The organism is Streptomyces sp. NPDC002564 (assembly GCF_042889645.1).
Classification (GTDB): domain Bacteria; phylum Actinomycetota; class Actinomycetes; order Streptomycetales; family Streptomycetaceae; genus Streptomyces.
On the sequence record NZ_JBIARE010000021.1, the window covers coordinates 56,850 to 66,397 of the forward strand.

At 70.9% G+C, this 9,548-nt stretch carries 12 protein-coding genes; 8 read left to right on the forward strand and 4 right to left on the reverse strand.

From position 1 onward, the window contains the following. Positions 1-190: 190 nt before the first annotated feature. The 4 genes from ACFYXE_RS37465 to ACFYXE_RS37480 all read left to right on the forward strand — a co-directional run bounded on the left by ACFYXE_RS37465 (position 191) and on the right by ACFYXE_RS37480 (position 2,850). Entirely contained in the window at positions 191-1,336 is a 1,146-nt protein-coding gene (locus tag ACFYXE_RS37465; RefSeq protein ID WP_389320765.1) for a GAF domain-containing sensor histidine kinase, read from the forward strand. Then, entirely contained in the window at positions 1,329-1,991 is a 663-nt protein-coding gene (locus ACFYXE_RS37470; protein ID WP_361171457.1) for a response regulator transcription factor, read from the forward strand. The genes ACFYXE_RS37465 and ACFYXE_RS37470 overlap by 8 nt, the downstream gene beginning before the upstream one ends. Positions 1,992-2,187: 196 nt before the next feature. Beyond that, positions 2,188-2,433, forward strand: a complete 246-nt coding sequence (locus tag ACFYXE_RS37475; RefSeq protein ID WP_361171460.1) for a chaplin — start codon at positions 2,188-2,190, stop codon at positions 2,431-2,433. A gap of 168 nt (positions 2,434-2,601) precedes the next feature. Then, on the forward strand, positions 2,602-2,850 hold the full coding sequence (locus ACFYXE_RS37480) for a chaplin (RefSeq protein WP_361171463.1): 249 nt from the start codon (positions 2,602-2,604) through the stop codon (positions 2,848-2,850). Positions 2,851-2,997: 147 nt separating this feature from the next. Here ACFYXE_RS37480 and ACFYXE_RS37485 read toward each other — a convergent pair whose 3' ends face one another. Further along, the gene (locus tag ACFYXE_RS37485) at positions 2,998-3,786 is read right to left on the reverse strand and encodes a hypothetical protein (RefSeq protein WP_389320770.1); all 789 of its coding nucleotides are present in this window, start codon (positions 3,784-3,786) and stop codon (positions 2,998-3,000) included. Positions 3,787-3,907: 121 nt separating this feature from the next. Here ACFYXE_RS37485 and ACFYXE_RS37490 point away from each other — a divergent pair, with 121 nt between their 5' ends. The 3 genes from ACFYXE_RS37490 to ACFYXE_RS37500 all read left to right on the forward strand — a co-directional run bounded on the left by ACFYXE_RS37490 (position 3,908) and on the right by ACFYXE_RS37500 (position 6,219). Continuing rightward, positions 3,908-4,705 (forward strand): ABC transporter ATP-binding protein, encoded by a 798-nt coding sequence (locus tag ACFYXE_RS37490; protein ID WP_361171469.1) that lies wholly within the window; start codon positions 3,908-3,910, stop codon positions 4,703-4,705. 62 nt (positions 4,706-4,767) lie between these two features. After that, positions 4,768-5,196: an NfeD family protein gene (locus ACFYXE_RS37495; RefSeq protein WP_361171472.1), complete on the forward strand. Its 429-nt coding sequence runs from the start codon at positions 4,768-4,770 to the stop codon at positions 5,194-5,196. Positions 5,197-5,277: 81 nt separating this feature from the next. After that, positions 5,278-6,219, forward strand: a complete 942-nt coding sequence (locus ACFYXE_RS37500) for an SPFH domain-containing protein (protein WP_361171475.1) — start codon at positions 5,278-5,280, stop codon at positions 6,217-6,219. A gap of 108 nt (positions 6,220-6,327) precedes the next feature. Here the strand turns inward: ACFYXE_RS37500 and ACFYXE_RS37505 are convergent, their stop codons facing one another. From ACFYXE_RS37505 to ACFYXE_RS37515, 3 genes are all read right to left on the reverse strand, one after another. Then, positions 6,328-6,834: an HNH endonuclease gene (locus ACFYXE_RS37505; RefSeq protein ID WP_361181563.1), complete on the reverse strand. Its 507-nt coding sequence runs from the start codon at positions 6,832-6,834 to the stop codon at positions 6,328-6,330. A 168-nt stretch (positions 6,835-7,002) separates the two neighbouring features. Then, entirely contained in the window at positions 7,003-7,542 is a 540-nt protein-coding gene (locus ACFYXE_RS37510; protein WP_389320775.1) for a YbhB/YbcL family Raf kinase inhibitor-like protein, read from the reverse strand. 48 nt (positions 7,543-7,590) lie between these two features. Then, positions 7,591-8,373 (reverse strand): sporulation protein, encoded by a 783-nt coding sequence (locus tag ACFYXE_RS37515; RefSeq protein WP_389320779.1) that lies wholly within the window; start codon positions 8,371-8,373, stop codon positions 7,591-7,593. Between the two features lie 161 nt (positions 8,374-8,534). Here ACFYXE_RS37515 and ACFYXE_RS37520 point away from each other — a divergent pair, with 161 nt between their 5' ends. Continuing rightward, on the forward strand, positions 8,535-9,176 hold the full coding sequence (locus tag ACFYXE_RS37520; protein ID WP_389320782.1) for a DNA-3-methyladenine glycosylase: 642 nt from the start codon (positions 8,535-8,537) through the stop codon (positions 9,174-9,176). The last annotated feature ends 372 nt before the right edge of the window (positions 9,177-9,548 follow it).

The window sequence follows — 9,548 nt, forward strand, 5'->3', positions numbered from 1 at the left end:
CCGAACTCGTGCCACAGGTAGAGACGGCGTACCGCCTCCGCGTACCCCCCCCCGTTCGATCGCCGCCCGCCCCGCGACCGCCCGGGTCCCTTCGCCCTGGTACCGGACCAACGGCCTAGGCCCCGGGGCCTAGGCGGGGGCCGCCACTGGACGGATACGCGCTGTCACACCCCGCCGGTACGGTGTGACCATGAGTCAAGGACCCCGATCCGGCCTGACCGCGGTGAGCTCCGCGCTCCTCGCCATGAGCCGGCACCTGGAGGTGCGCGACGTCCTCAAGACGATCGTCGCCTCGGCCCGCGAGCTGCTCGACGCCGAGTACGCCGCGCTCGGGGTCCCCGACGACCACGGCGGATTCGCCCAGTTCGTCGTCGACGGCGTCAGCGACGCGCAGTGGAAGGCCATCGGCCCGCTGCCCCGGCAGCACGGCATCCTCGCCTCCATGCTCCAGAAGGGCGAGACGGTCCTGCTCGGCGACGTGCGCCAGGACCCGCGCTTCGGCGGCTGGCCCTCCGCCCACCCGGACATGTCCGACTTCCTCGGCGTGCCCATCCGCTCGGACGACGAGACGCTCGGCGCCCTCTTCCTCGCCAACAAGAACTGCCCCAAGGTCCAGGGCACCTGCGGTTTCACCGAGGACGACGCGGAGCTGCTGTCCATCCTCGCCCAGCACGCCGCCATCGCCCTGACCAATGCCCGCCTGTACGAGCGCAGCCGGGAGCTGACCATCGCCGAGGAGCGCTCCCGCCTCGCCCACGAGCTGCACGACGCCGTCAGCCAGAAGCTCTTCTCGCTGCGCCTGACGGCCCAGGCCGCCGCCGCCCTGGTGGACCGCGACCCGCCGCGCGCCAAGGACGAGCTCCAGCAGGTGGCGGTGCTCGCCGCCGAGGCGGCGGACGAACTGCGCGCGGCGGTCGTGGAGTTGCGCCCCGCCGCCCTGGACGAGGACGGTCTGGTGGCCACCCTGCGCACCCACGTCCAGGTGCTGCACCGCGCGCACTCCGCGCACGTCACCTTCGAGAGCAACGGCGTGCGGGCCCTGCCGGCCTCGCAGGAGGAAGCCATGCTGCGGGTCGCCCAGGAGGCCCTGCACAACGCACTGCGCCACTCCGGCGCCGAGCACGTCACCGTGCTCCTGGACAAGCGCGGCACGGGAGCCGCCCTGCGCGTCGTCGACGACGGCTCGGGCTTCGAGCCCACGGCGATACGGCGCGCGGGACGGCACCTGGGCCTGGTCTCCATGCGGGACCGGGCGAGCGGGGTCGGCGGACGGCTGACCGTGGAATCGGAGCCCGGCAAGGGCACCACGATCGAGATGGAGGTCCCCGGTGGCTGACGCCCCGCTCAACGCGAAGACCGGTATCCGGGTGCTGCTGGTCGACGACCACCAGGTGGTCCGCCGCGGTCTGCGCACGTTCCTGGAGATCCAGGACGACATCGACGTCGTCGGCGAGGCGTCGGACGGCGCCGAAGGCGTCGCACAGGCCGAGGAGCTGAAGCCGGACGTCGTCCTGATGGACGTCAAGATGCCCGGCATGGACGGCGTCGAGGCGCTGCGCAGACTCCGCGAGCTGGCCAACCCCGCGCGCGTGCTCATCGTCACCAGCTTCACCGAGCAGCGCACCGTCGTCCCCGCCCTGCGCGCCGGCGCCGCGGGGTACGTCTACAAGGACGTCGACCCGGACGCCCTGGCCGGCGCCATCCGCTCCGTGCACGCCGGACACGTCCTGCTGCAGCCCGAGGTCGCGGGCGCGCTGCTCTCCCAGGAGGAGGCCGGCGGCAGCCAGGGCAGGGCGGGCTCGCTCACCGAGCGCGAGCGCGAGGTCCTCGGCCTGATCGCCGACGGCCGCTCCAACCGCGAGATCGCGCGCGCCCTGGTCCTCTCCGAGAAGACCGTCAAGACGCACGTGTCGAACATCCTGATGAAACTCGACCTGGCCGACCGCACCCAGGCCGCGCTCTGGGCGGTCCGGCACGGAGTGGCGGGCTGATCAGACCGCTGACGTGCGCCCCGGCGGGTCCCACCGGGGCGCACCTCGGGGCGCGAGCGGAGCGTCGTCTTCCGGGCTGAGATTCATACCGTCGTGTGGATGTCCCCCACTTGGCGTATCCCCCGGGCCGGTCGGGCCGTTCTCCAGTGCGTGCTGCGGCGGTTGGCCGCAGCTTCCGCTCAGGAGGATCGTAGAAGTGAAGAACCTGAAGAAGGCCGCCGCTGTGACGATGGTGGCCGGAGGCCTGGTCGCGGCCGGTGCCGGTATGGCCGCCGCCCACGGTGGCGCGCACGCCGACGGCGGGACCACCAAGTCCCCCGGCGTCGTCTCCGGCAACCTGATCCAGGCCCCGGTCCACGTCCCGGTGAACGCCTGCGGCAACACCGTCACCGTCATCGGCGCGCTGAACCCCACGTTCGGCAACGTCTGCGAGAACTTCTGACCGGACCCCGCGACGCACCGCCCGTCCCCACACGAGCGGTTCCGCGACAGGCCCGTCCCGCACCCCATCCGTGACGGGACTGGTCCCGGTCTTCGCGCCCGTCGTGCGCGGCACACCCCTTCTGACCCCGGTCCCGGGGTCGCCCATGTCAGCAGGAGGAGCACTTCCATGAACAGCATCGCCAAGAAGGCCGCCCTGGCCGTCGTCGCCGCCGGTCTCGCCGCGGGTGCCACCGCCGGCGCCGCGTCCGCCACCTCGGACGCCCAGGCCAACGGCGCCGCCACCAAGTCCCCGGGCGTCGGCTCCGGCAACCTGGTCCAGGTCCCCGTCGACGTCCCGGTCAACGTGACCGGCAACAGCGTCAACGTGGTCGGCATCCTCAACCCGGCCTTCGCCAACGGCACCGTGAACCACTGAAACACCCCGCACCACCGCAGCACCCGCACCACCGTGATCCCCTGAGACACCGAGGCCCCTGAGGCACCGGCTCAGGCCCGGGCCCCGCCGACCCCACCGGTCCGCGGGGCCCGTGGCGGCACGGACCGGCCCCGCGCCGCCACCCGCTCAGCGCCCGCCCCGCTCCCGCTCCTCCACGTACGCGTTGTACGCGGCGACCTGCGCGCGCCGCGCGGTCCGCTCCACCGGCCGCAGCGCCGCGCCCCGCGCCGCCATCTCCGAGGCGCTCACAGCCCCGCCGTGCCCGTGCTCGTACGCCAGCGAGATCAGCAGGCCGATCCGCTGCGCCAGCTCCAACACCCGTACCGCCCGCGGCGGATATCCCGGAGCGAGCACCTCCCGCCCCCGCTCCGCCCGCGCCCGGTACGCGTCGAGCGCCGCCTCCGCGACCGGCCCCGACCCCGCCACGTCGAGCCGCGCGAGCACCTCCGTCGCCTCCCGCAGCGCCTCCGCGAGCTCCCGCTCCGCCTCGCCGAGCGAGGGCACGTCGGCGGGCGGCGCCTCCCGCACCGCCAGGCAGTGCCAGACGACCTCGACGTGCACGTCACCCTCGGGCCCCGCCTCGTACACCTCGGGCACGAGCCCGTACGGCGCGCCGAACGCGACGACGGCCTCCTCCGCCTCCAGGGCGCGCGCGTTGAACTCCGGCGGCCCGCTCAGGCCGAGCGGGTGCCCCGGCGCGGGCAGCGCCACGCGCAGACCGGTCACCCCCGACGAGCGCAGCCGCCCCAGGGCGAGCGTGAGCCCGACCGGGCCCGCCTCCCCGGGGAGTCCTTCGACACGGTGCACCGCGTCCTCGCCGACCATCGCGAGCACGGCGTCGTCCGGCGAAACAAGTCCGGCCAAAAGGGCATTTCCCCATGCGGCCAGGCGTCCTGAGCGTGGTTCCGAGAGCATGCACACAGCCTAAGGACCGGGCTCACGACAGGAACGGTCGGCCGGTGGCGTAGGTTTTATCCGGGGGCCGCGTCCACCGACGCGAGCGACGATCGAGACTGCAATGGGAGACAGCGCGCTCATGAGCGATGTACTGGAGCTTGAGGACGTATCTGTGGTCCGCGAGGGCCGGGCTCTGGTGGACCAGGTCTCCTGGTCGGTGAAGGAGGGGGAGCGCTGGGTCATCCTCGGCCCGAACGGCGCTGGCAAGACCACCCTCCTGAACATCGCCTCCAGCTACCTCTTCCCGAGCACCGGAAGCGCCACCATCCTCGGCGAGACCCTCGGCAGGCCCGGCACCGACGTCTTCGAACTGCGCCCGCGCATCGGCGTCGCCGGCATCGCGATGGCCGAGAAGCTGCCCAAGCGCCAGACCGTCCTGCAGACCGTCCTCACCGCGGCCTACGGCATGACCGCCGGCTGGCACGAGGACTACGAGGACGTCGACGAGCAGCGCGCCCGCGCCTTCCTCGACCGCCTCGGCATGAGCGACTACCTCGACCGCAGGTTCGGCACCCTCTCCGAGGGCGAGCGCAAGCGCACCCTGATCGCCCGCGCCCTGATGACCGACCCCGAGCTGCTGCTCCTCGACGAGCCCGCCGCGGGCCTCGACCTCGGCGGCCGCGAGGACCTCGTACGCCGCCTCGGCCGCCTCGCCCGCGACCCGATCGCCCCCTCGATGATCATGGTCACGCACCACGTCGAGGAGATCGCCCCCGGCTTCACGCACGTCCTCATGATCCGCCAGGGCGAGGTCCTCGCCGCGGGCCCCCTGGAGCTCGAACTCACCTCCCGCAACCTCTCCCGCTGCTTCGGCCTCCCGCTGGTCGTCGAGCAGCGCGGCGACCGCTGGACCGCCACGGGCCTCCCGCTCGGCTGATCCGCGCCCGTCCCGGGGGGACGCCCTGTCCCCGAGGGGACCGGCGGACCTACGATGACCACGTGGACATCGACGCATGGGTGTGGTGGCTGATCGGCGCCGCCGCGCTCGGAATCCCGCTCGTACTGACCGCGATGCCCGAGTTCGGCATGCTCGCCGTGGGCGCCGTCGCGGCCGCCGTGACCGCGGGCCTCGGCGGCGACACCGTGCTGCAGGTCGTGGTCTTCGCGGCGGTCTCCGTCGCACTCATCGGTGTCGTACGCCCGGTCGCGGCCAGGCACCGCTCCCAGCGCCCCGAACTCGCCACCGGCGTCGACGCGTTGCGCGGCAGAACGGCCCTGGTCGTGGAGCGGGTCGACGGGACCGGCGGCCGCATCAAGCTCGCGGGCGAGATCTGGTCGGCCCGCGCGCTCGACACGGACCGCGCCTACGAGGCGGGCCAGGAAGTGGACGTCGTGGAGATCGACGGAGCGACGGCCGTCGTCATGTGAATGCCCCACGGGCCGGACGACGTTCTGACAGACTCGACCAGCAAGATCTTCGCCGAGGCATGAAGGGTACGGGGAGTCCAGATGGAACCAATCATCATCGTCCTGATCATTCTGGTGGTGCTGGTCTTCATCGCCCTGATCAAGACCATCCAGGTCATCCCACAGGCGAGCGCCGCGATCGTCGAGCGGTTCGGCCGCTACACCCGCACGCTGAACGCCGGACTGAACATCGTCGTCCCGTTCATCGACTCGATCCGCAACCGCATCGACCTGCGTGAACAGGTCGTCCCCTTCCCGCCCCAGCCGGTGATCACCCAGGACAACCTGGTGGTCAACATCGACACGGTCATCTACTACCAGGTGACCGACGCCCGGGCCGCGACCTACGAGGTCGCCTCCTACATCCAGGCGATCGAGCAGCTCACCGTCACCACCCTGCGCAACATCATCGGTGGCATGGACCTGGAGCGGACCCTGACCTCCCGCGAGGAGATCAACGCGGCCCTGCGCGGCGTCCTCGACGAGGCCACCGGCAAGTGGGGCATCCGCGTCAACCGCGTCGAGCTCAAGGCGATCGAGCCCCCGACCTCCATCCAGGACTCGATGGAGAAGCAGATGCGCGCCGACCGCGACAAGCGCGCCGCGATCCTCCAGGCCGAAGGTGTCCGGCAGTCGGAGATCCTGCGCGCCGAGGGCGAGAAGCAGTCCGCGATCCTGCGCGCCGAAGGTGAGGCCAAGGCAGCGGCCCTGCGCGCCGAGGGCGAGGCCCAGGCGATCCGCACGGTCTTCGAGTCCATCCACGCCGGCGACCCCGACCAGAAGCTCCTCTCGTACCAGTACCTCCAGATGCTCCCGAAGATCGCCGAGGGCGACGCGAACAAGCTCTGGATCGTGCCCAGCGAGATCGGCGACGCCCTCAAGGGCCTCGGCGGCGCCCTCGGCAACTTCAACCCGATGGGCGGCGGTTCGGGCAGCGGCGGCTCCTCCGGCACGGAGCGCCGCGAACAGCCGCGCATCGACTGAGCAGCGACCCCGCAGGGGCGCGCACGACGGCGCGACCAACCGGAAAGGCCTGGGGCCGGACACCGATCGGTGTCCGGCCCCAGGCCTTTCCGGCAGGAGCAGCGGGCGTCACGCCGCAGGCTGCGCGAGCCACTCGGGCAGCGAGGCCAGGTCCTCCCGCCCCAGGGACAGGAGCATCGCGTCCGCCGGCGTCGGCTCGAACGGCTGCCGCAGCAACGGCATCCCGGCCTCGTCGGGCGTCCGGTTCGCCTTGCGGTGATTGTCCAGCGCGCACGAGGCCACGGTGTTCAGCCAGGAATCGGCGCCGCCCTGCGAGCGCGGCACCACGTGGTCCACCGTCGTGGCCCGCCTGCCGCAGTACGCGCAGCGGTGCCGGTCGCGCACCAGCACACCCCGTCTGGACCACGGCGCCTGTCTTCGGAAGGGCACCCGTACGTATCTGCACAGCCTGATCACCCGCGGCACGGGTATGTCGATCGCCGCCGCGCGCACACGGAGCCCCGGGTGGGCGTGCTCGACCACGGCCTTGTCCTGGAGCACCAGAACGACGGCCCGGTTGAGCGAAACCGTCGAGAGCGGCTCGAAGCTCGCGTTCAGCACCAGCGTGTCCCGCATCAACCTGCCCACCTCCCGTATGCACCGGCCCACCGCCTGGCGGGCTGGGATCAACTCTGGCCGGGCACGCCGAGATGGACAACGCAATAAAAAAGTGCCCGCCCCTGATCAATTCCATGACCAGAGGCGGGCAAACAATCGGTGAACGCTCAGTTCGGGACGCGGCCCTCAGCCCTCCGCCGGAGCCGCGTATTCCGCGATCACCTGGGCGCGCGCCAGCGTGTGGAACCGGAGGTTGAAGCCCACGAACGCGGGCGGCGCGTCGGAGTCGGGCCCCAGCTTCTCCTGGTCCACCGCGTACACGGTGAACACATAGCGGTGCGGCCGGTCGCCGGGCGGCGGAGCGGCACCCCCGAAGTCCTTCGTCCCGAAGTCGTTGCGCACCTGCACGGCGCCCTCGGGCAGCCCCTCGAACGTGGCACTGCCCGCACCGCCCGGCAGCTCGGTCGCCGACACCGGGATGTCGAAGACGGTCCAGTGCCAGAAACCGCTGCCCGTCGGGGCGTCCGGGTCGAAGCACGTCACGGCGAAGCTCTTGGTCTCCGGCGGGAAGCCCTCCCACCGCAGCTGCGGCGAGGTGTTCCCGGCCGCGTAGACCTGGGCGTCCTTGAGGACCGCACCCGGCTCGAAGTCCTCGCTCACGACCGTGAACGAGGGCACGGACGGGTGGAAGTCATGGGGAAGCGGCGGCCTCTTGAGCTCGCTCACGTCGGCACCTCCTGGTTGATTGCTGGTCCTCGGTGATCCTCTCCGAGCCTAGAACCAGTTGCGCTTGCTGCCGACCTGGGACAGCCACTCGTTCAGGTACGCCGCCCAGTCCGTGCCCTGGAAGTCGTTCAGACCCACCTGGAACGAACGGAAGGAGTCACTGCCCTCGCTGAACAGACCCGGCTTCTTGTCCATCTCCAGGACGACGTCCATCTCCCGGTCGTCGGCGACGAAGCTCAGCTCGACCTGGTTGAGCCCGCGGTACTGCTGCGGCGGGTAGAACTCGATCTCCTGGTAGAACGGCAGCTTCTGCCGCGTGCCCCGGATGTGCCCGCGCTCCATGTCGGCGCTCTTGAAGCGGAAGCCCAGCTGGATGAAGGCGTCGAGGATGGCCTGCTGCGCCGGCAGCGGGTGCACGTTGATCGGGTCCAGGTCGCCCGAGTCCACGGCCCGCGCGATCTCCAGCTCGGTGGTCACCCCGATGTTCATGCCGCGCAGCTGCTGCCCGTCGATGCTCGTGACCGGGGTCTCCCAGGGGATCTCCAGGCCGAACGGCACCGCGTGCACCTGCCCGGCCTGCAGGGTGAAGGCGCCACCGAGCCGGAGCTTGGTGAACTCGATGTCCTGCTTCGTCTCCTGGTCCTGGCCCTCGACCTCGACGCGCGCCTGCAGACCGACGGACAGCCCCTCGATCTGCTGGTCGACCGACCCGCCCTGGATGCGCACCTCACCCTGGACCACGCCGCCCGGGACCACGTTGACCTCGGTCAGCACGGTCTCGACCGAGGCACCGCCGGCCCCCAGACTCGCGAGCAGCTTCTTGAACCCCATGACTCTCCTCCCCAGGCCGCCGCCTGTGGCTCGTCTCGACTTGAATCCTTGATCGGTACAAACGCCAGGAGACCGTGCCCGGTTCCGTCCGATCACCCTGGCAATCGGGCGGACCGAAGGCCACCCGCGTGCGTGCACCACGTGCACTACGCTCGTACGGCATGATCGCGGCCCCTGACCGTACGCCCCTCACCCGTGACTTCTTCGACCGCCCTGTCCTGGAGGTCGCCCCGGACCTGCTCGGACGCGTCCTCGTCCGGGACTCCCCGGACGGTCCGATCGAACTCCGCCTGACGGAGGTGGAGGCGTACGCGGGAGAGGTCGACCCGGGATCCCACGCGTATCGCGGCCGCACCGCCCGCAACGACGTGATGTTCGGGCCGCCCGGTCACGTGTACGTCTACTTCACCTACGGCATGTGGCACTGCATGAACCTGGTGTGCGGTCCGGAGGGCCGGGCGAGCGCGGTCCTGCTGCGCGCCGGGGAGATCACGGCGGGCGCCGAGCTGGCGCGCGAGCGACGACTCTCGGCCCGCAACGACAAGGAACTGGCCAAAGGCCCCGCCCGGCTGGCGACCGCCCTTGACGTGGACCGACGCCTCGACGGCTCCGATGCCTGCGGCGCCCCGGACTCCCCGTTCACCGTCCTGACCGGCACCCCGACACCCTCCGACCAGGTCATGAGCGGACCCCGCACAGGAGTGGGGGGAGAGGGCGCCGTCCACCCGTGGCGGTTCTGGACGGCCAACGACCCTACGGTGAGCCCTTATCGGGCCCATACGCCCCGGCGTCGACGAACTTGACGCGGCGTTGGTGCCTCCGTAATGTAGTCCGAGCCGCTTGACCCGGTGAGGCAATCTGCCACCAGCCGGGAGCGGCCAACCACTACCTGACGACTTCCCCCTGGCGGGGTCTTATTCGGCGTGCCCGCATGCCCGAATTCGAACTCGCGGAACTCGATTATGAGTTGCGGAGGGAATCCGCTAACGTAGTGGACACGCCGAAAGGCAAAGGCCCCCAACCGCCACCGGAAATGAAATCCGAACCGGGAACGGAACGGAAAACGGATCTGGTAGAGTTGGAAACGCAAGAACAAAAGAAACACCGAAGGGAAGCGCCCGGAGGAAAGCCCGAGAGGGTGAGTACAAAGGAAGCGTCCGTTCCTTGAGAACTCA